Source organism: Pseudomonas savastanoi (genome assembly GCF_020917325.1).
Lineage (GTDB): Bacteria > Pseudomonadota > Gammaproteobacteria > Pseudomonadales > Pseudomonadaceae > Aquipseudomonas > Aquipseudomonas amygdali.
The window spans coordinates 1,986,626-2,006,116 of sequence record NZ_CP076652.1 but is presented as its reverse complement, the minus strand read 5'-3'; the positions used below and the strand labels follow the sequence as shown (position 1 = coordinate 2,006,116).

Sequence of the window (19,491 nt, the reverse complement as noted above, 5' to 3'; positions counted from 1 at the left end):
TGCAGGAATTACCCCAATGCTTCGTCCGTTTCTACCTTCGTTGGCCAGCCTCGTGGCTCTCGGTCTGTCGGCCGCCGCTCTGGCCAGTCCCGTTCAACTCGATCTGCCTGCACAGGCGCTTTCCAGGTCGCTCGCACAACTGAGTCAGGCGAGCGGCATGCAGATATCGGTGGATGACCAATTGCTTGCAAGCAAGCAGGCTCCAGCCATCAGAGGCAGCCTGGAACCGGCTCAGGCATTGAATCAGCTACTGCTGGGCAGCGGCCTTGATGCGCAGGTGCAGGGCAATGCTGCGAGGGTATTCCAGCCATCGAGCGGTGGCTCGCTGACGCTGGGCAATGTGGACATCAGCGCTCAGGCGGGCATTGCAGGAATGGCCACCACAGAAGGCAGCGGTTCTTACACCACGGGCTCGATGAGCAGCGCGACCGGGCTGCCCCTTTCGATTCGCGAGACGCCGCAGTCGGTAAGCGTGATCACCCGCCAGCGAATTGAAGATCAGGGCATGAACGATCTCAATGATGTCGTCAAATATGCACCCGGCGTGACGCTGCGCAAATTCGGCTCGGACCGTCAGCAGTTTCTGGCGCGCGGCTTTACCATCGATAACCTGATGTATGACGGTCTGCCGACCATCGTCAGCACCTTTACACTGGACACCATCTCCGGCGCTGACCTGGCCTTGTACGACCGCGTTGAAGTGGTACGCGGCGCTACGGGGCTGATGACCGGTGCAGGCAGTCCGTCGGCGACACTGAATCTGATCCGCAAGCGCCCTACTGCTACCCCGCAAGTCAGCGTGACCACCAGCGCCGGGAGCTGGGACCGCTACCGTACCGAGGTGGACGCGTCGAACAGGCTCAACGATTCCGGTACGTTACGTGGCCGGGTGGTGGCAGCCTATGAAACGGGCAACAGTTTTGTCGATGAACGCGATAAGGAGCGCCAGACGTTCTATGGCGTTCTGGAAGCCGACCTCAACGAATCGACCACCTGGACCATCGGAGCCTCGAAACAGCGCGATGACGCAACTTCGGACTGGGGCAGCCTGCCATCAGGCCCTAATGGTGAAAACCTTCACCTGCCGCGCTCTACCTTCCTCAGTAACGACTGGGCGTATTGGGACAGGGAGAACATCAGCGTTTTCACTGACCTGACCCATCGCTTCGACAACGGCTGGAGCAGCAAACTGGCGGCGACCAGAATCTGGGCCGAATCCGACATGTACTCCAACTACCTGACCGCCAGTGGCACGGGTTACGGCCAGGCGGCCGGCGAATACGACACCACAGACGTGCAGACCAGTCTGGATGGTTCGCTGTCCGGGCCATTCCAGCTGTTTGGCCGACAGCACGAGCTGATGCTCGGCGTCAGTCGGCGCGAAGAAAAGTTTGACCAGAAAGGCGGCTTTTACGGCTCAACACCGGTCGATATCTACACCTTCAACCCCAATCTCATTGCAAAACCGGACCCTGCCACGCGTACCGCCTATGTCAATCAGAACACCGCCACCGAGGAAGGCGTCTACGCCGCCGCACGTTTCAACCCGATTGATCCGTTGCACGTTATCGTCGGCAGCCGGGTGAGCTGGTACGACTATCAGAATCGGTCGGCCAGCAATGGTGACTACAAAGTCATCCGAGAGGTCACGCCTTATGCCGGCATCGTCTATGACCTGAACGATACCTACTCGGCCTACGCAAGCTATACCGAGATCTTCAAGCCGCAGAACCAGCTGGATGTGGGAGGCGGCGTATTGGACCCGATGACGGGCGAAAGTTACGAAATCGGCCTGAAAGGCGAATACTTCGACGGTGGTCTGAACGCATCGCTGGCAGTCTTCGACATGACCCAGGAAAACCGCGCGTACGCCATCGTCAATCCGCCAGTCACTTGCCAGCAGCAGAATCGCGTCTGCTACGAAGCAGCCGGTGAAGTGCGCAGCCGAGGGATCGACGCAGAAATCAGCGGCCAGCTGACACCTGACTGGCAAGCCTCCGCGTCCTACACACTGGTGTTGAGCCAGTACGTCAAGGACCGCACCAATGACAAGGGCGACCTGTTTGCGCCCAATCAGCCGAAGCACCTGTTCAAGGCAGCAACGTCCTATCACCTGCCCGGCAACCTGAACAAATGGCGCGTGGGTGCCGACGTTCTGGCGCAAAGCGAGACGTACAACCGGGTCGGCACCGGTCACTCCGAGCAGGAGGCCTATGCGATTGTTGGACTGATGGCAGGCTACCGCTTCGACGAGCATTGGGACGCGCGGGTCAACCTCAACAACGTATTCGACGAAAAATACTGGCAGGGCATTCCCCTGGCGACCGGCAGCGGCGTTTACGGCGACCCGCGCAACCTGATGGTCTCGTTGAAATGGTCACTCTGAATCTCTCAGACTGCTGGCTGCTTGATAGCCGTTAAATTCACATCAAGGGAACAAGCAGTGCGTGCGAGGCTCAAAAACAGTCTCGACAAAGGTATTCACGACAATGCCGTCCCTCAGGGCCTATCATCGGCAGCAGGAAACGCTGCGGCCTTGAGTGGTCGGCAGCGCTCGGGTAATGTCATCCAACCGCACAGGACAGAGCACGCTCATGACTTCCAAGCTGGATCAACTCAAGAAATTCACTACCGTTGTTGCTGACACAGGCGACTTCGGCGCAATCAAAAGCCTCGAACCAGAGGACGCCACCACCAACCCTTCGCTGTTGCTCAAGGCCGCATCCGACGTCAACAACGCTCAGATGCTCGCCGACGCATTCAGCGGTGCCAAGGGTGACATCGGCCTGGCCTGCGACCGCTTTGCAGTCGCCATCGGTCAGGAAATTCTCAAGGTGGTTCCGGGCCGCGTATCCACTGAAGTGGACGCACGCCTATCGTTCGACACCAATGCCCTGATCGAGCGCAGCGAGCGCTTGATCGGCCTTTACGATGCCGCCGGCATCAAACGTGATCGGGTGCTGATCAAGCTGGCAGCCACGTGGGAAGGTATCCGTGCCGCTGAGAAGCTAGAGAAGGACGGTATTCAGACCAACCTGACGTTGCTGTTCTCATTCGCCCAGGCAATCGCCTGTGCCGAGGCAGGCGTGTTCCTGATTTCGCCGTTCGTGGGCCGTATCTACGACTGGTACAAGAAATCTTCAGGCACCGACTATGTAGGCGCAGAGGATCCGGGTGTGCAGTCCGTGACGCGCATCTACAACTACTACAAGGCCAACGACTTCAAAACCGTGGTCATGGGGGCAAGCTTCCGCAATCTGAACCAGATCGAACAGCTGGCGGGCTGTGATCGCCTGACCATCAGCACCGACCTGCTCAAGAAACTGGCTGAAGATACCGGTACGCTGGAACGCAAGCTTGCACCGGGCAATGCCGGTGAGGCTCGCCAGAGCCTGACCGAGAGCCAGTTCCGCTGGGCCTCCAATGAAGATGCCATGGCCACTGAAAAACTGGCTGAAGGCATTCGTCAGTTCGCTCGCGATCAGGAAAAGCTGGAAGCGTTGCTCTCCGCAAAAGCCTGATAACGAAAAAGGGCGACACCTTCACGGGTGTCGCCCTTTTTGCTGCCTGTCGTTCGGTGATCAGAAGGACAGACGCCAATGGTGCCTAGCGCTGACCTTCCAGTGCATTGACCAGATCGTGGAAGGCTTCACGATTCGAGTCGTTAAGGCCCATGAGGATCTTGTGCGCCTCAAGTACCTTGGCCTTGACCACTTCCTCACACTGATCCTGCGACGGCAGGTCAGTCAGGCACTCAGGCCGCGGCAGAGGCCGGTCAACAATGTTGAACACCTGATCGAAGCCCATCGACTGCAACAGCCGCGTGATGTCCTCGTGAGTGGTCACGAGAGTCGGCAACAGCCCGACCTTCTGACGCGACAGGATCGAAAGTTTGGCCAGCAAGCCAAGCGTGGTGCTGTCAATGCTGCGCGTCTCGGTAAGGTCGATGACCACCGCCGAAAAATTCAACGCAGTGAAGATACGCTCGATAGTCGCATCCAGGGCCGAACACAGCGTCAACCGCACTTCACCCACGAACTTGAGAACGAAGGTGCCTTCCTGCTCGGCGAACTGGATTCTACCGGTACTCATTCAAGATTCCTGCTTAACACTAACAAGGCGATATCATCCGGCATCTCCCCTAGCGTTGCCAATTCAAAAACCCGCTGCAAGCCATCCAGGCTGCCGCCCGCCGTCTTGACCAACTCGGGAAGGACGGCTTCTTTCTCTTTGAGTGTATCACCGGGCAACAGATCCAGTATGCCATCAGACAGCATGGTCAGACTGAAGGATGCTGGCAGGTCGATTTCGTGATCCTGATAGGTCGCTTCGTTGAACAAACCGACCGGAAGCCCACGGCCTTCCAGATAACGCGCCTGCCCTTCGGAATACAACACCGGCAGCGGCAGATGACCACCCACGGCGTATGTCAGTTTACCTGACTCTTCATCAATGACACCGCCGACCATCGTAACGTGCTTGCCCAGTTTGCAACTGATAAGCCCGCGGTTGATATGCCCCAGCACATCCGACGGCTTGAATTCCGGCAGCGTTCCGCCGCGCCTGGACTCAAACAGCAGCCGCGTGGTCATGAACTTCAGCAGCACCGTGATGAATGCCGATGAAGCACCGTGGCCTGAAACATCTGCCAGGTAGAAGGCAACACGCCGTTCGTCGACCCTGAAGTAATCGACAAAATCGCCGGACAGATACAACGACGGAATGATCTGATGGGCAAACTTGAATTCGTCAATCGACCACGGGGTGATCGGCAACATGTTCATCTGCACCTGCCGGCCGGCATCCTGGTCTTCCTGCAACAGGTGAAGACTGGCTTCGAGTTCGCGATTGGCCTTTTCCAGCTTTTCGCGGTAGACCTGGTTTTCAGTGAGCAGACGAGCCCTGTCCAGCGCCCGACGCACTGAATGCTCCAGCACGGCAAGATCTTCAAGGGGCTTGATCAGATAATCGGCAGCGCCGAGGCGCAAGGCCTCTACCGCATCGCTCATCACGCCCGCACCGGATACAACGATGACAGGCGTCTGCGGAGCAATGGCGGTGACCTGACGGATCAGCTCAAGCCCGCCCATCTGAGGCATGCGCAGATCGCAGACCACCAGATCGGGGTTCTCTTGCTCGAACATCTGAATTCCCTGCAAGCCATTACTCGCTTGCAGAACGCTGAAGCCACTGTCTTCAAGGTAGGCGGCAAGGCTCGCGCGCACTACGTCGTCGTCATCGATAATCAGCAGCTTGGCACTGGTTTTTGGCATGGGGGCAAACGGCGCCAGATCAGGTTGGCGTAGGCGGCCCGGTGTTTCCGGAACCAGCTTACTGGATTCGCTTCTAGCCTCTCCGTAATAACACGCGACAACTGGATGTGCATGGCGTGTTTCAGAGGTGCCCTTCAAGGCGCAGACGGTACTCCCATCCGACGGGTGTTTCAAGCATGCTCCTATCCTCACTTTGCGCTCTTTACATCGCAAATCACCCGGAGTTATAAGAACTCACAAATCAGCAACTAAAACGAAGGACTGTACATGAGTGGAAATGATCGCAACTACGAGGAAAAGCGGGATTACATCCGCATGCGCGTCGAAGCAGACGTCAACCTGATCCACGCGGGCCAGGTGATTCCCGCCGTATGCATTGACCTTTCCAGCTCAGGCATGCAGGTCCAGGCACCACGCTCATTCCAGGTCGGGGACAAGCTTAGCGTGAGCATCGACTCTGATCATCCTGCGCTCAAGGGACTTGAGGCCGAAACCGAGGTGGTGTGGGTGAATGACGAAGAAGGCGGCGGACAGAAACTGGGGCTTTCCATCGTCTCGATGCGCTGACTGCAGGCGGAATTACTTCACACTTTCAAAAAATAATAAAGGCGACCCAGGGTCGCCTTTATTGATTCATGCAGATGCAAAGTGTCGATTAAAAATCGTCTTCGACCTTTCCGTCCTTGACCTTGAACTCGCGGTTCTGCAGGTAAGCGTTACGGATGAACGTGTAGCGATCACCGCTGACCATACGCTCGGCAGACAGCAGGCTGGCACGCGTATCGATCAGGTTGACGCCCAGCGCCGTGTTACGGGTCGGCACATGATCGATGTAGCGGTACGGAGACGTGTAGGTGTCCGGGTATTTGGCGAAGGCATCACGCACGGTGCTTGGACCCAGCAGCGGAATCACCACGAACGGGCCGCTCGGCACACCCCAGTAGCCCAGTGTCTGGCCAAAATCTTCATCGTTGCGTTGCAGGCCCATGCGGGTACCCACGTCAATGAAACCCAGCAGCCCGAACGTGGTGTTGACGATCAGACGCGCAGTGTCGACACCGGCCGCTTCAGGCTTGGCTTGCAGCACGTTGTTCGCCAGGTTGCCGACATCGCCGATGTTGTTGAAGAAGTTATGGATACCGTCTTCGACAAATTGCGGCGCGATGTACTGATACCCCTTGGCCAGCGGCTTGAGCGTGTAAGCGTCGAGGGTATCGTTGAAGCTGAAAATGGAGCGGTTGATGCCTTCCCATGGGTCATCTTCGGCGGCCTGAACAGCTACCGGAACCAGCGCAATGCCGGCACAGAGGGACAATTGCAGCAAACGCTTGATAAAGCCTGCACCGGTCACGGGCATAGCTGACACTCCTGATCGAGATATCGAAATAATGACGCGGGTGCTACGCCCCACACGCTAGGACAGGGAGTATAAAGCCTTCTGTCATGAATAAGGCAGGTCTGTCAGCAAAGGGTTCCGGATAAACCCCGTCATCGCACATTCATCGAAGTGTCACAAAATACCGGTAGCGTTCTTGGATATTTCAGAGAGTTCCTCATGCTTGCGCCGGTCCTCACGCCCCTGCCAACCTTCCCCGCCTTGCTGTTCGGCCTTAGCGGCTGCCTGGTGGACTTCGGTGCACAGGCCGCGACCTCGCCTGCACCAGGCCATGAGCACACGCAGCTCACACCTGGCGCAAAGGATATTCTGCGCACTCTGCGTGATCAGGGAATGCCTTGCGCCTGGCTTGACGAGCTGCCTGAAACCGTCAGCGCTACGCTGGCTGAGCCAGTGAGTGACTGGATGATTCCCGCCCCTCGCCCAACCGCCAAATGGCCCGCCCCGGATGCTTGCTGGATGGCGCTGATGGCCCTGAAGGTCAGCCAGCTGGATGGCTGCGTGCTGATCAGCGGCGACCCACGCTTGCTACAGTCCGGGCTCAATGCCGGGCTGTGGACCATTGGCCTGGCGTCTTGCGGGCCACTGTGCGGACTTTCGCCTTCGCAGTGGCAAACACTGAGTGACGCCGAACGCGAGCAGCGACGCGCGCAAGCCACGCTCAAACTCTATTCGCTGGGGGTGCACTCGGTTATTGATCACCTTGGCGACCTGGAGTCCTGCCTGGCCGATATCGCACTGCGCCGCAGCAAAGGCGAAAAACCCTGATACACATGCAGCCAGGCACTGACTGGATTAGTCTTGAGTGATCATGGACCTTTAGCTCTTCGGCGAAGTCCATGAGACAGACTTATCAATCAAGGAGCACGTCATGCCCGCCCGCGAACTGCAAGAACAACTCAACACCCTGCGCGAGCAACTGGAGCATAACCCCCCGCTTTCGGAGTCTGAGCGGGAAAACCTTCACGAACTCATGCAACAAATCGAAACTGAAATTCAGCTGGAAAACGCCACCCATGAAGACAGCAGTTTGGCTGACGGCGTGAACCTGGCCGTCGAGCGTTTCGAGCTGGAGCATCCGACCATCGCTGGCACCTTGCGCAACATCGTGCAGACGCTGGGCAATATCGGAGTCTGATGGGGAATGCCGCTCTGCTGGCTCTGCGTAAGGCCGCTGATGCATGGTGAGGCGTAGAGTTGTGACGCAGAGCGTCACCCAACGCATGCCGACGCGGAGCGTCGGCACGATAATCCTGAACCTGGAAATATCAGCCAGTGGGTAACGACGCGCTGCATCGTCACTGATGGACACAGACAATTTTCGTTCCACACGCTCCGCGTGGGAATGCCGTTGCGGACGCTCTGCGTCCACGCCCTGAGCCCCAGACGATACTACTGCCGCGCCAGCCTGCGATTATTCACGTCCAGCGTTTCTGTGCTGCGATACGGGTTGATATCCAGACCACCGCGGCGTACGTAGCGTGCATAAACCGTCAGTTTTTCCGGTTTGAGCAAACGCTGCAGGTCGAGGAAGATTCTTTCCACACACTGCTCGTGAAAGTCCGAATGCTGGCGGAAGCTGACGATATACGCCAACAGGCTGCTGTGATCCAGCGCCGCACCGCGATACTCGACCACTACACTGCCCCAGTCGGGCTGACTGGTGACCGGGCAGTTGGATTTGAGCAAATGACTGTGCACGCTCTCTTCGATAATTCGCGACTCATCGCAGCGCAGCAGCTCAGGCTGAGGGCGATCGTAGCTACTGACCGTGATATCCAGATCGTCGATGCAGACGCCCGGCAAAGTCGCCACACCCTCCCCCTCAATGTCGCTCAGGCTGCGAATGCGCACGCCAACCGGCTTGCCGGCCGCAGCTGACAGATCCTGCTCAAGGGTTGCCTGCACCTGCTCAACGGCAGCGAAGGCGGTCTGATTCAACGAGTTGAGGTACAGCTTGAAGGACTTCGATTCGATGATGTTCGGCGAATCGGCCGGAATGCTGAACTCGGCAATGGCCACCACTGGTTTGCCGGACGGCAGCAGCCAGGACAACTCGTAACAATTCCAGAAATCGACACCCTGATAAGGCAGCGTCTGAGCCGTCAGCCCAAGCTCCGCCCACTTTGCAGCACGGGGGATCGGGAACAGCAAAGATGGCGTATAGGTGGCGATGTACTCACTGGACTTGCCCAGCGGCGAGTGTTCGGCTGCGGGATGCATGGCGATACCTGGATCATGAATTAACGCGGCGAGTTTATAGCGTTTGCGCAGGGCTTTCAGCGAAAATCCGCTTCAGCCCGCAGCCGTCGCGGGCCGCAATGCGGCCTCGACGAGGGCAACCCGGCTCTGATCACTCATAACGCAATGCATGCGCAGGCTGGATCTGCGCGGCGCGCCAGGCAGGATAGATCGTGGCCAGAAAGCTCAGGATAAAACCGGCACTGCAGATCAGCAGCACATCGCCGCCCTGCAATTGGGAAGGCAGGTTGCTGATGAAGTACACGTCGGAACTGAAGATGTGCTGGCCACTGACCCGCTCGACCCAACCCACCAGACTGCTGACGTTCAGCGCGGCAATAATGCCCAGCACGCCGCCGATCAGGGTGCCGACAATACCGATCACCGTGCCCTGGACCATGAAGATCGCCATGATTTGCCGCGGCGTGGCGCCGATGGTACGCAGAATGGCGATGTCCGCGCCCTTGTCATTGACCACCATGATCAGCGTGGCAATGATGTTGAACGCCGCAACCGCAACGATCATCAGCAGCAAAAGGCCGATCATGGTCTTTTCCATTTTCATGGCGCTGAACAGGCTGCCCTGAGTGTGGGTCCAGTCATCGGCGTGATACCCGGCACCCAGACCGGCAGCAATGGCTGTGGACACCTGAGGCGCCTTGTACAGGTCCTTGAGCGCCAGTCGCACGCCTTGAACCTGATTGGGTTGCCAGCGTTGCATCTGCGCGGCGTCGGCAATGTTGATCAAGCCCATCGAGCCGTCCAGCTCGGCACCGACCTTGAAAATACCCACGACGGTCAGACGTTGCAGGCGCGGCGTGATGCCGCCCGGCGCACTGCTGACTTCCGGTACGATCAGGGTCAGTTTGTCGCCGATGCTCAAGCGAAAGCGGCGCGCGGTTATATCGCCAAGTACCACACCAAATTCGCCCGGCTTGAGGTCTTCAAGACTTCCACGCGTAATGTGCTGAGTGACAATCGACACTTCATGCTCCAGCGCCGGGTCAACGCCGCTGATCTGGATAGGCTGCATCGAGCCCTTGTAGGACAGCATGCCTTCCATGTCGGTAAACGGTACAGCAGCGGTGACTTCAGGATTTTTCAACGCAGCGTCGGCCAGCGGTTTCCAGTCATCCACCGGTGTGGCACCTGCGATAACCGCATGCGGCACCATGCCCAGGATCCGCGAACTCATTTCCCGCTGGAAACCGTTCATGACCGACAGCACCACGATCATCGCTAGCACACCGAGTGCCAGCCCGATCATCGAAGTCATCGAAATGAACGAGATGAAGCTTTTGCGGCGTTTGGCGCGGGTATAGCGCATGCCGATGAAGATGGGTAACGGTCTGAACATTCGCGAAGCACCGTGGGAAAAAACACCGTGTAAAAACGTAGAGCCCGGCGCGATGAGTTGCGCCGGGCCGGGTCAATCAGGCCTCGACGAGGCGGCCGTCTTCCAGACGCAGAACGCGGTCCATTTGTCTGGCGAGGCTCATGTCGTGGGTCACGATCAGAAACGCCGTGCGCGATGACGTGCTCAACTCACGCATCAGGTCCTGAATGCCCTGCGCGGTGTGGTGATCGAGGTTGCCGGTCGGCTCGTCAAGCATCACCAGACCTGGCTGATTGATCAAGGCACGAGCAATGGCCACACGCTGCCGCTCGCCACCGGAAAGCTCCGAAGGCTTGTGCGCCAGACGATGGCCGAGGCCGACACGTTCGAGCAACGCGGTGGAGCGTTTACGGGCCTCGGGTATCGCCGTACGGCCGATCAGCAAGGGCATGCAGACGTTTTCCAGCGCCGTGAATTCGGGCAGCAAATGGTGGAACTGGTAGACAAAACCCAACGCGCGGTTACGCAGCAGGCCACGCGCCTTTTCGCCCAGTGCCGACAATTCTTCGCCCGCCAGCCAGACACTGCCTTCGGACGGTGTGTCCAGACCGCCAAGAAGATTGAGCAAAGTACTTTTGCCCGACCCCGAACTGCCGACAATCGCGACCCGCTCACCGGGATGCAGCTCCAGTTGCAGACCGGACAACACCACGACCGACTCCGGGCCTTCCTCGTAGGATTTACCCAGGTTGCGGCAACTCAATACTGCTTTATCAGACATGCCCGACTCACTCATAACGTAACGCCTCCGCCGGCTGGGTGCGCGCAGCACGCCAGGCGGGATACAGGGTGGCGAGGAAACTCAGGACCAACGCCGCACCGCAGACCTGGAACACGTCCTGGGCCATCAGTTGCGAAGGCAGGTAATCGATGAAATAGACGTCGGCGTTGAGAAACTTGTGGCCGATCAGCCCTTCCAGCGCAGCGATGGCAGCACTGACGTTAAGCGCTGCAAGGATGCCCAGCGCCGCGCCGATCAGCGTGCCGACCACCCCGATCACCGTGCCCTGCACCATGAAGATCGCCATGATCTGCCGTGGTGTCGCGCCCAGTGTGCGCAAAATGGCGATATCGCCCTTCTTGTCATTGACCACCATCACCAGCGTGGAAATGATGTTGAATGCCGCAACGGCCACAATCAGCAGCAGCAACAGGCCAATCATGGCTTTTTCCATGCGGATGGCCTGATAGAGGTTGCCGTGAGTGCGTGTCCAGTCACGGGAATAGAAATTGTTTTCGCCCAGCTTCTGGGCGATTTCCCACGAGGTGCGCGGCGCTGCAAACAGATCATCGAACTTGAGCCGCAGGCCCTGCACCTGATTGGGCTTCCAGCGGTGCAGACGGGCCAGGTCATCGAGGTTGGTCAACCCCAGAAAGCCGTCGATTTCGCCAGCGCCGACATGAAAGATACCGGTCACTTCGAAACGCTTCATGCGCGGGAACATGCCGGCAGGCGTGACAGTTACCTCAGGCGCGACAAAGGTCAGCTTGTCGCCGACCACGACGCCCAGTTTGGCAGCCGCCTTGTCGCCGATCATGATGCCGAAACTGCCGGGAGACAGGCTGTCGAGCTGGCCCTGCTGGATGAAGTGGTCAATGATCGAGACCTTGCGCTCCTCGGCCGGGTCGATGCCATTGAGCAGCACCTTCTGAACCTTGCCGTCGTGGGTCAGCAAACCCTGCATCTGAGTGAATGGCGCAACGGCCAGCACCTGCGGGTTTTCCTGAACCTTCGCGGCCAGGCCACGCCAGTCGGTGATCGGGTCAGCCGACTCGATGGTCGCGTGTGGCACCATGCCGAGCACGCGGGTACGCATTTCGTGATCGAAGCCATTCATCACCGATAACACGACTATCATCACTACCACGCCGAGGGCGAGGCCGATCATGGACGTCAGGGAGATGAACGAAACAAAATGGTTGCGTCGCTTGGCACGTGTGTAGCGCGTGCCGATAAATACAAAAAGAGGTCTGAACATGTAGGAATTTGTTCGCAGGAATGAGGACGTCCATGTGGCGGGCCTTGACGTGCAGCTTTACACTCGAAACTCTCAGACCACCGCCGCTAGCTTGGGTTCGCCATGTCGACATTAGATGAAGCAGGACGCCGCGAATACTACCGTATCGACGACAGCGTCGCACTGGAAATTAACCCCCTGTCTGGTGCCGACCAGGCAAGTCAGGACGCCATGCAGGACACCTCGACACTGTTCGACCTGCTCAGCGAGCTACACGTCAGCGAGTTCGAATCACAGCATTTGATGCGCCAACTCGACGAGCGCGACCGGGTGCTGAACAGTTTTCTCAAGTCGTTGAGCAAGCGCATCGACCTGCTGGGCGAAGTGGTTGCACATACGGCACTGGGCAAACTGGGCGCTCCGCAACCGGTAAAGCTGTCCGAGGGCGGCATTCAATTCAATTCGCAACAAGGCTTTGCCGTGGGCGAACAGTTGTCGATCAAGATGGTGCTGATGCCCCAGGCTGCAGGTCTGATGCTGCGCGCCAGGGTCAGCCAGTGCGATGCACGGGCAGATGGCGGTTTTGACATCAGCACCGACTTCGTCAACCTGCCGGACGCTCAACGCCAATTGCTTGCACGGCACGTGTTGCAGCGCCAGGCTCAGCATCGACGTCAGGCCCTTGAACAGGGTCAGCCATCCGGCAATTGAGTTTCCGGGATGCTTGGTTTCACCTCATCATTTCATATCAGCAGTGGGTGCCTTAACGGCCAGGAGTAAACGTGACCCTTATCTACGGCCACCGCGGCGCCAAGGGCGAAGCACCGGAAAACACCCTGGTCAGCTTCCAGGAATGCATCAAGCACGGCGTGCGCCGCTGTGAACTGGACCTGCATCTGTCACTGGACGGAGAGTTGATGGTCATTCACGACCCGACCCTCAAGCGCACCACCGACCGACGCGGCAAGGTCAATGAGCATCTGGCCGCCGACCTGGTGACCTATGACGCACGCAAAGGTGGCCCCGGCTGGGTCTCGCCCTGCCCGATTCCGCGCCTAGAAGAGCTGTTCGAGCAATGCGATTTCGAGCACTGGCAACTGGAAGTCAAAAGCGCCTCACGCACCCGCGCCGCCAACACCGTGTTGGCCATTCGTGAAATGGCTCAGCGTCATGGCTTGCTCGACAAGGTCACCATCACCTCCAGCTCTCGTGAAGTGCTGCGCGCCGCCCTCGACCTGACGCCGGACATTTCGCGCGGGCTGGTGGCCGAGTACGCCTGGCTCGACCCGTTGAAGGTCGCACAAAGCTACGGCTGTGAGATTCTGGCATTGAACTGGACACTGTGTACCCCGGAGCGCCTGCAGAAAGCACAGCGTCAGGGCCTGCATGTGTCTGTGTGGACAGTCAACGAGCCTGCACTGATGCGCAGGCTCGCTGATTTCGGCGTCGACAGCCTGATTACAGACTTTCCCGGTTTGGCCACCGCCACGCTCGGGAGTCGCTGAAATCGGTCTCCCCGGCCGGCTCAGGCCACCGGCCGGAGTCGCTTAAAAAAGCCGGTTGAGACCGTCGTATGCCGCTACCCGATAGGCTTCGGCCATGGTCGGGTAGTTGAACGTGGTGTTGACGAAGTACTTCATGGTGTTCGCTTCGCCCGGCTGGCTCATGATCGCCTGACCGATGTGCACGATCTCGGACGCCTGGTCACCGAAGCAATGCACGCCCAGCACTTCCAGCGTTTCGCGGTGGAACAGGATCTTCAGCATCCCGACCCGCTCACCGGAAATCTGCGCACGGGCCATACCCTTGAAGAACGCCTTGCCCACTTCGTACGGCACCTTGGCCTGGGTCAGCTCGTGCTCGTTCTTGCCGATCGAACTGATCTCCGGAATGGTATAGATCCCGGTCGGTACGTCGTTGACATAGCGCCAGCTGCCGTTGTCGACCATGCTGCCAGCCGCCGAGCGGCCCTGATCGTAGGCAGCGCTTGCCAGACTTGGCCAGCCGATAACGTCGCCTGCGCCATAGACATTGGAAACGCTGGTGCGATAGTTCTCGTCCACCTCGATCTGGCCACGACCATTGGCCTTGAGACCAATGTTTTCCAGCCCCAGCTTGTCGGTGTTGCCGGTACGGCCATTGCACCACAGCAAGGCATCTGCCTTGATTTTCTTGCCGGACTTAAGGTGCAGGACAACGCCGTTATCCAGACCTTCGACCTTCTCGTATTCTTCGTTATGGCGAACCATCACGTTGTTGTTGCTGAAGTGATAACTCAATGCCTGAGAGATTTCCGAATCCAGGAAGCTCAGCAACTGGTCACGGTTATCCACCAGCTCGACCAGAACACCCAGACCACTGAAGATCGAGGCGTACTCACAGCCGATCACGCCCGCGCCATAAATGATCAGCTTACGCGGGGTGTGCCCCAGGCTGAGGATGGTGTCGCTGTCGTAGATGCGCTTGTGACTGAAATCGATGTCGGCCGGACGATAGGGGCGCGAACCGGTGGCGATGATGATCTGGTTGGCCACCAGCTTTTCCACCACACCGTTGGTGCAGACCACGTTGATGCTGGTCTCGTCGGCAAAACTGCCGGTGCCGAAGAACACATCGACACGGTTGCGGGCGTAGTAACTGGTGCGCGAGGCCACCTGTTTGGAAATGACCATTTCGGCGTTTTTCAACACATCCGGAAACGAAAACCAGCGCGGCTCGCCAATGGCCCGGAACATCGGATTGGTGTTGAACTGAATGATCTGCTTGACCGAGTGACGCAGAGCCTTGGACGGAATGGTGCCCAAATGGGTGCAGTTACCGCCCACTTGCCGACGGCTGTCGACCATGGCGACCTTGCGCCCCGCCTTGGCGGCGTTCATTGCCGCGCCTTCTCCGGCAGGGCCGGAACCCAGTACCACTACGTCGTAGTTGTAGACAGCCATGCGTACTCCTTTAAACAGACCGAGGCGCCACTCTGGCATCTCTGGCTAAATCACGCGGCGCAGTCTAGCGCTGCACCGGGGCGGCGAACATTAACCCTTGGTCGCGTCGAAGGCCAATTTTTGTCTGTGCAGGGTGGCAATTGACCGGAAGTTCCAGCCTCTTGACTTACCGCGGCTGCTCCACCGCCAGACGATCAAACGACGCGTTGCTGCGGATGATAAAGCGCTTATCGGCACGAATCACAAAAAAAGCAGGGATTTTATGTTCTTGCGCATAATTCCAGCCGCGCCGCGGGCCGAGAATCAACAGCAGTGAGGAGAGTCCGTCAGCCATCAGCGCCGAGGGATGAATGACCGTCACCGACGCCAGGCTGTGGCTGATCGGCTTACCGGTCAAGGCATCGAGCGTATCGGAAATGCGCCACCCGCCATGGTCGGCGTAACGACTATAGTCGCCCGACGTAGATACGGCGTAGCCCTTCAGCGGAAATACTTTTTGCGTGACATTGCCATCGTCGAGCGGCGCGTCCAGCGTCACCCTCCAGGGCGAACCGTCGGGCTTGAGCCCGCTGACTTTCAGTTCACCCGTGGCTTGCACCAGATAATCGTGCAACCCCAGCTTTTCCATGCGCTCGCTGATGCGATCTACCGCATAACCGGCGGCAATACTGTTGAGGTCCACTTGCACAGCGGCGCTTTTGCACAACTGCTGCCCGACGACACGCAGACCGCGATAGCCCACCGTCGCCCGAGTGCGGGCCAACTGGCGCACCAGCGGCATTTGCTCAAACAGTGCATGAGCGCCCAGCCCCCACAGGTCCATCAGCGGCTTCACCGTCAGGTCGAACGCACCATCACTGTCCCGTGACAGCTGCTCGCCAACACCGATCAGTTTCAAAACCGGTTCGGGCATGGTCTGGCAGCTATTGGCAGGCAATGCATTGAAAAGCTCGATATCCGAGTCACTGCGCCAAAGTGACATCTGTTGATCGACTTCGGCCAGAATCGATTCGATCTGCGGGCGCACGACCTCAGGTTCAGGCTGCCCGGAACCGCGCACGTATACCACTGAATAGTGACTGCCCATGGCCGGCCCGCCAAAGCTCTCCAGCTTGCGTTCCTGACCGCAACCAGCGCACGCCAGCAGCACCAGGCACCCTGCAACCCTGCAAAACCCACGCAAACTCATGCCCCGCACTAAAAAAACCATTCAGAGTGACTTGCCTTCATTGGCAAACAAGACAGAAAACCGTCCATAGCGGCCCACTCGGACCGGGACCGGGCTTCACCCATACGAGGTCGACCAAAGTATTGAGTGGTCAGTGTCGGGCTTATGGTTCCCATACAGCATGTCTGTTCATCCGGTTTCATCTGGTTGATACGCCGTGCACGCATCGACCGGTCATACCTGTCAAGCGTCTGTTAAGTGATAGCAAATCGCCGAAACGGTTGTTTTTGAGCCCTGTTACACATACTGTTACAAATGTGCATCGCCAGTCGCACACACGTAATGGCGATGTAAACGGGATAACAACGACAACGGACTCCAAGCCGACGAGCCTGAGCGAGTAACTAAATGGCCTCCACAACAAGTAAGGGCAAAGCGATCTTTCGCGTTGTCAGCGGTAACTTCCTCGAGATGTTCGATTTCATGGTCTACGGCTTTTACGCCACGGCCATTGCCAAGACATTTTTCCCCTCCGACAGCGCATTCGCTTCGTTGATGCTGTCGCTGGCGACCTTCGGCGCGGGCTTCCTGATGCGACCCTTGGGCGCGATCTTTCTCGGTGCCTATATCGACCGTCACGGACGTCGCAAGGGCCTGATTATCACCCTCGCGATGATGGCAATGGGCACTTTGCTGATTGCCTGTGTGCCGGGCTACGCCACTCTGGGCGTTGTTGCGCCGCTGCTGGTGCTGCTCGGTCGCCTGCTGCAAGGCTTCTCGGCTGGCGTCGAGCTGGGTGGTGTTTCGGTGTACCTCGCTGAAATCTCGACACCGGGTCGCAAAGGTTTCTTCGTCAGCTGGCAGTCCGCCAGTCAACAGGCTGCCGTGGTATTCGCCGGCTTGCTGGGCGTGGGTCTGAACCACTGGCTGAGCCCAGAGCAAATGGGCGAATGGGGCTGGCGCGTGCCGTTCCTGATCGGCTGCCTGATTGTGCCGGCGATCTTCATCATCCGCCGTTCGCTGGAAGAGTCACCGGAGTTCGAAGCCCGCACGCACCGCCCGACGCTGCGTGAAGTGGTGCGCTCCATCAGCCAGAACTTTGGCCTGGTGCTGGGCGGCATGGCTCTGGTAGTGATGACCACGGTGTCGTTCTACCTGATTACCGCCTATACCCCGACCTTCGGCAAGAACGAACTGAACCTGACCGACCTGGAAAGCTTGCTGGTGACCGTCTGCGTCGGCGTGTCCAACTTCATCTGGCTGCCGATCATGGGTTCTTTCTCGGATCGCATCGGCCGCAAGCCGCTGTTGATTGCAGCGACCGTGCTGGCCATCGCCACCGCCTACCCTGCCCTGTCGTGGCTGGTCGCACACCCAAGCTTCGGCAATCTGCTGATGGTCGAGTTGTGGTTCTCGTTCCTGTACGGCTCCTACAACGGCGCGATGGTCGTTGCGCTGACCGAGATCATGCCGGTCGAAGTCCGCACCACGGGTTTCTCGCTGGCCTACAGCCTGGCGACCGCGACCTTCGGCGGCTTCACCCCGGCGGCCTGTACTTACCTGATTCACGAATTGGGCAACAAGGCAGCGCCAGGCATCTGGCTGACCGGCGCAGCAGTGCTGGGCTTGATAGCCACGCTGGTGCTGTTCCGCAAAGGCGGACAGAAGCTTGAAGCGCCTGGAGCACCTGCAACCGCTTGATTCATCGCTTGATCAATCAGATGGCTGTAACGGCTAAAAGCAAAACCCCGGTACGAGTTGATCTCGGCCGGGGTTTTGCTTTTTCAGACAGCGCGCCTCCAGGGCCGAAAGCCGAGCCAGAGCAGCACCCCAGGCAATTGCAACGCAATCATTAAACCCAGCGACCACTGATAGGCCTCAAGCGGATGACCGGCACCCTGCACAACCGGCCACAGGTTGAGTACCACACCCATCAGCCACTGGAGGAAAAACGCGAGCACAAACACCACCAGATTGAAGGAAGAGCTGACCCTGCCCGCCAGCTCCGGTGCAACCGATTGCGCCACAATGGCGTAATTCATGGTGATCGACGTGCCGAAGAAGCTGAAGCCCATCGCAACAATATAAGGTGACACCGGTAGACCACTGGCCATCAGCATCTGGAAGCCGATGAAGATCACCATGCCAGCGCCACAGACCATGATCGGCTGTACGCCGAACCTGCGCAGATAATCGGTGATCGTGCCGAACGTCAGGGACCCTGCAACCATCGCGATGGCGCCGAACAACAGTACATTGGCCATGCCTGAATCGCTCAGCCCGGCCATGTCACGCAACCACGGCCCCATCCATAGCGACAGTACCGACATGTAGATGGCGTGCGAAAACACTGAATACAACGCCAGACGCCAGAACGTCCAGGAAGAGTAAAGTTTGCCGACTGCGGCAAACATATCGCTGTAGCGGGTGTTTCTGGTCTCGTAGGCTTTGGGAACACTGAGGTGTATGACCACGGCCACACAAAAGGTCAGCAGCGCCAGCACCAGAAACGCTTCTCGCCAGGTCAGCCAGCTCAGCAACGCATGCAAAGGCGTGGTCGACGCCATCGCGCCCAGCCCGCCAATTGACAGCAAGCAGGCGGTACTCAGCGGCAAACGTTCGACCGGCAACCAGATGGCACACGCCTTGATGGCACTCATCAGCGAACCCGCTACCCCCAGACCGATCAGCCCTCGCCCGATCAACAACCCTGTTTCGCTGCTGGAAATACTGAAGATGACCGAACCGGCGACCGCAAACAACAGCATCGGCGCCTGCACGCTGCGCGGGCCGTAACGATCAAGCATGACGCCGAGGGGAATCTGTGCGGCAGCGAAGGTCAGAAAATACACGCCGGTCAACAACCCCAGGCTGCTCGCGGGCAAACTCAGGTCGGCCTGCAGATCGACATAGATCACCGCATTGACGGTACGAAACAGGTACGAAACGAAATGCCCAAGACCAAAGGGGACGAAAATCGTCAGAAACAGAAAAAAGAAGCTGCTTTTGAGGTGTTGCTGCGATCCGTCCATGGCCGAACTGCTCATCCTTGGCTACTCCTTCATCCACAAGGGCTGTGCCTGACAGGTTCTCATGACACGCAACAAAACAAAACGG

General features: G+C 58.4%; 18 protein-coding genes. 8 read left to right on the top strand and 10 right to left on the bottom strand.

The window, feature by feature from the left end:
* The first annotated feature begins 16 nt into the window (after positions 1-16).
* Together KP808_RS08885 and tal are read left to right on the top strand one after the other, a co-directional pair.
* Entirely contained in the window at positions 17-2,386 is a 2,370-nt protein-coding gene (locus tag KP808_RS08885) for a TonB-dependent siderophore receptor (protein ID WP_230018149.1), read from the top strand.
* A 208-nt stretch (positions 2,387-2,594) separates the two neighbouring features.
* Complete coding sequence (gene tal / locus KP808_RS08880; protein WP_004659848.1) at positions 2,595-3,521, top strand: transaldolase; 927 nt, start codon at positions 2,595-2,597, stop codon at positions 3,519-3,521.
* An 85-nt stretch (positions 3,522-3,606) separates the two neighbouring features.
* Here tal and rssC read toward each other — a convergent pair whose 3' ends face one another.
* Positions 3,607-4,092: an anti-sigma factor antagonist RssC gene (gene rssC, locus KP808_RS08875; RefSeq protein WP_003315067.1), complete on the bottom strand. Its 486-nt coding sequence runs from the start codon at positions 4,090-4,092 to the stop codon at positions 3,607-3,609.
* Entirely contained in the window at positions 4,089-5,273 is a 1,185-nt protein-coding gene (gene rssB, locus KP808_RS08870) for a two-component system response regulator RssB (protein ID WP_002552897.1), read from the bottom strand. Before rssB ends, rssC begins: the two co-directional genes overlap by 4 nt.
* Positions 5,274-5,540: 267 nt before the next feature.
* Here rssB and KP808_RS08865 point away from each other — a divergent pair, with 267 nt between their 5' ends.
* Positions 5,541-5,840, top strand: a complete 300-nt coding sequence (locus KP808_RS08865; protein WP_002552896.1) for a PilZ domain-containing protein — start codon at positions 5,541-5,543, stop codon at positions 5,838-5,840.
* 88 nt (positions 5,841-5,928) lie between these two features.
* Here the strand turns inward: KP808_RS08865 and KP808_RS08860 are convergent, their stop codons facing one another.
* Positions 5,929-6,630 carry an MlaA family lipoprotein gene (locus KP808_RS08860; RefSeq protein WP_004659844.1) on the bottom strand — a complete coding sequence of 234 codons (702 nt, stop codon included), beginning with the start codon at positions 6,628-6,630 and terminating at the stop codon, positions 5,929-5,931.
* A 198-nt stretch (positions 6,631-6,828) separates the two neighbouring features.
* Here KP808_RS08860 and KP808_RS08855 point away from each other — a divergent pair, with 198 nt between their 5' ends.
* Together KP808_RS08855 and KP808_RS08850 are read left to right on the top strand one after the other, a co-directional pair.
* Positions 6,829-7,437, top strand: coding sequence for an HAD family phosphatase (locus KP808_RS08855; protein ID WP_230018147.1), 609 nt, complete (start codon positions 6,829-6,831; stop codon positions 7,435-7,437).
* A 103-nt stretch (positions 7,438-7,540) separates the two neighbouring features.
* Positions 7,541-7,807: a DUF4404 family protein gene (locus KP808_RS08850; protein WP_230018145.1), complete on the top strand. Its 267-nt coding sequence runs from the start codon at positions 7,541-7,543 to the stop codon at positions 7,805-7,807.
* A gap of 254 nt (positions 7,808-8,061) precedes the next feature.
* Here the strand turns inward: KP808_RS08850 and queF are convergent, their stop codons facing one another.
* The 4 genes from queF to KP808_RS08830 form a co-directional block, all read right to left on the bottom strand.
* Complete coding sequence (gene queF / locus KP808_RS08845) at positions 8,062-8,892, bottom strand: NADPH-dependent 7-cyano-7-deazaguanine reductase QueF (protein WP_057401587.1); 831 nt, start codon at positions 8,890-8,892, stop codon at positions 8,062-8,064.
* A 130-nt stretch (positions 8,893-9,022) separates the two neighbouring features.
* On the bottom strand, positions 9,023-10,267 hold the full coding sequence (locus KP808_RS08840; protein WP_005744382.1) for a lipoprotein-releasing ABC transporter permease subunit: 1,245 nt from the start codon (positions 10,265-10,267) through the stop codon (positions 9,023-9,025).
* A gap of 76 nt (positions 10,268-10,343) precedes the next feature.
* Positions 10,344-11,027, bottom strand: coding sequence for a lipoprotein-releasing ABC transporter ATP-binding protein LolD (gene lolD / locus KP808_RS08835; protein WP_011168252.1), 684 nt, complete (start codon positions 11,025-11,027; stop codon positions 10,344-10,346).
* Positions 11,028-11,034: 7 nt separating this feature from the next.
* The gene (locus KP808_RS08830) at positions 11,035-12,285 is read right to left on the bottom strand and encodes a lipoprotein-releasing ABC transporter permease subunit (protein ID WP_230018137.1); all 1,251 of its coding nucleotides are present in this window, start codon (positions 12,283-12,285) and stop codon (positions 11,035-11,037) included.
* 102 nt (positions 12,286-12,387) lie between these two features.
* Here KP808_RS08830 and KP808_RS08825 point away from each other — a divergent pair, with 102 nt between their 5' ends.
* Positions 12,388-12,975 carry a PilZ domain-containing protein gene (locus tag KP808_RS08825; RefSeq protein ID WP_002552888.1) on the top strand — a complete coding sequence of 196 codons (588 nt, stop codon included), beginning with the start codon at positions 12,388-12,390 and terminating at the stop codon, positions 12,973-12,975.
* A gap of 71 nt (positions 12,976-13,046) precedes the next feature.
* Positions 13,047-13,769 carry a glycerophosphodiester phosphodiesterase gene (locus KP808_RS08820; protein WP_010203821.1) on the top strand — a complete coding sequence of 241 codons (723 nt, stop codon included), beginning with the start codon at positions 13,047-13,049 and terminating at the stop codon, positions 13,767-13,769.
* A 42-nt stretch (positions 13,770-13,811) separates the two neighbouring features.
* On the opposite strand, the gene sthA is transcribed toward KP808_RS08820, so the two are convergent.
* Both sthA and KP808_RS08810 read right to left on the bottom strand, forming a co-directional pair.
* Positions 13,812-15,206, bottom strand: a complete 1,395-nt coding sequence (gene sthA / locus KP808_RS08815) for a Si-specific NAD(P)(+) transhydrogenase (RefSeq protein WP_002552886.1) — start codon at positions 15,204-15,206, stop codon at positions 13,812-13,814.
* 166 nt (positions 15,207-15,372) lie between these two features.
* Positions 15,373-16,395, bottom strand: coding sequence for an FAD:protein FMN transferase (locus tag KP808_RS08810; RefSeq protein WP_230018136.1), 1,023 nt, complete (start codon positions 16,393-16,395; stop codon positions 15,373-15,375).
* A gap of 387 nt (positions 16,396-16,782) precedes the next feature.
* Here KP808_RS08810 and tcuC point away from each other — a divergent pair, with 387 nt between their 5' ends.
* Positions 16,783-18,075 (top strand): MFS transporter, encoded by a 1,293-nt coding sequence (gene tcuC, locus KP808_RS08805; RefSeq protein WP_230018134.1) that lies wholly within the window; start codon positions 16,783-16,785, stop codon positions 18,073-18,075.
* Positions 18,076-18,158: 83 nt separating this feature from the next.
* On the opposite strand, the gene KP808_RS08800 is transcribed toward tcuC, so the two are convergent.
* Positions 18,159-19,421, bottom strand: a complete 1,263-nt coding sequence (locus KP808_RS08800) for an MFS transporter (protein ID WP_230018132.1) — start codon at positions 19,419-19,421, stop codon at positions 18,159-18,161.
* Between the last annotated feature and the right edge of the window lie 70 nt (positions 19,422-19,491).

Excerpts from the sequence above, each read along its gene's own strand:
- KP808_RS08825 (WP_002552888.1), top strand. The coding sequence starts at position 12,388 with ATGTCGACATTAGATGAAGCAGGACGCCGCGAATACTACCGTATCGAC.
- KP808_RS08840 (WP_005744382.1), bottom strand. The coding sequence starts at position 10,267 with ATGTTCAGACCGTTACCCATCTTCATCGGCATGCGCTATACCCGCGCC.
- tal (WP_004659848.1), top strand. The coding sequence starts at position 2,595 with ATGACTTCCAAGCTGGATCAACTCAAGAAATTCACTACCGTTGTTGCT.
- tcuC (WP_230018134.1), top strand. The coding sequence starts at position 16,783 with ATGGCCTCCACAACAAGTAAGGGCAAAGCGATCTTTCGCGTTGTCAGC.
- queF (WP_057401587.1), bottom strand. The coding sequence starts at position 8,892 with ATGCATCCCGCAGCCGAACACTCGCCGCTGGGCAAGTCCAGTGAGTAC.
- sthA (WP_002552886.1), bottom strand. The coding sequence starts at position 15,206 with ATGGCTGTCTACAACTACGACGTAGTGGTACTGGGTTCCGGCCCTGCC.
- lolD (WP_011168252.1), bottom strand. The coding sequence starts at position 11,027 with ATGTCTGATAAAGCAGTATTGAGTTGCCGCAACCTGGGTAAATCCTAC.
- KP808_RS08855 (WP_230018147.1), top strand. The coding sequence starts at position 6,829 with ATGCTTGCGCCGGTCCTCACGCCCCTGCCAACCTTCCCCGCCTTGCTG.
- KP808_RS08860 (WP_004659844.1), bottom strand. The coding sequence starts at position 6,630 with ATGCCCGTGACCGGTGCAGGCTTTATCAAGCGTTTGCTGCAATTGTCC.
- KP808_RS08810 (WP_230018136.1), bottom strand. The coding sequence starts at position 16,395 with ATGAGTTTGCGTGGGTTTTGCAGGGTTGCAGGGTGCCTGGTGCTGCTG.
- KP808_RS08830 (WP_230018137.1), bottom strand. The coding sequence starts at position 12,285 with ATGTTCAGACCTCTTTTTGTATTTATCGGCACGCGCTACACACGTGCC.
- KP808_RS08850 (WP_230018145.1), top strand. The coding sequence starts at position 7,541 with ATGCCCGCCCGCGAACTGCAAGAACAACTCAACACCCTGCGCGAGCAA.
- rssB (WP_002552897.1), bottom strand. The coding sequence starts at position 5,273 with ATGCCAAAAACCAGTGCCAAGCTGCTGATTATCGATGACGACGACGTA.
- rssC (WP_003315067.1), bottom strand. The coding sequence starts at position 4,092 with ATGAGTACCGGTAGAATCCAGTTCGCCGAGCAGGAAGGCACCTTCGTT.
- KP808_RS08800 (WP_230018132.1), bottom strand. The coding sequence starts at position 19,421 with ATGAGCAGTTCGGCCATGGACGGATCGCAGCAACACCTCAAAAGCAGC.
- KP808_RS08865 (WP_002552896.1), top strand. The coding sequence starts at position 5,541 with ATGAGTGGAAATGATCGCAACTACGAGGAAAAGCGGGATTACATCCGC.
- KP808_RS08885 (WP_230018149.1), top strand. The coding sequence starts at position 17 with ATGCTTCGTCCGTTTCTACCTTCGTTGGCCAGCCTCGTGGCTCTCGGT.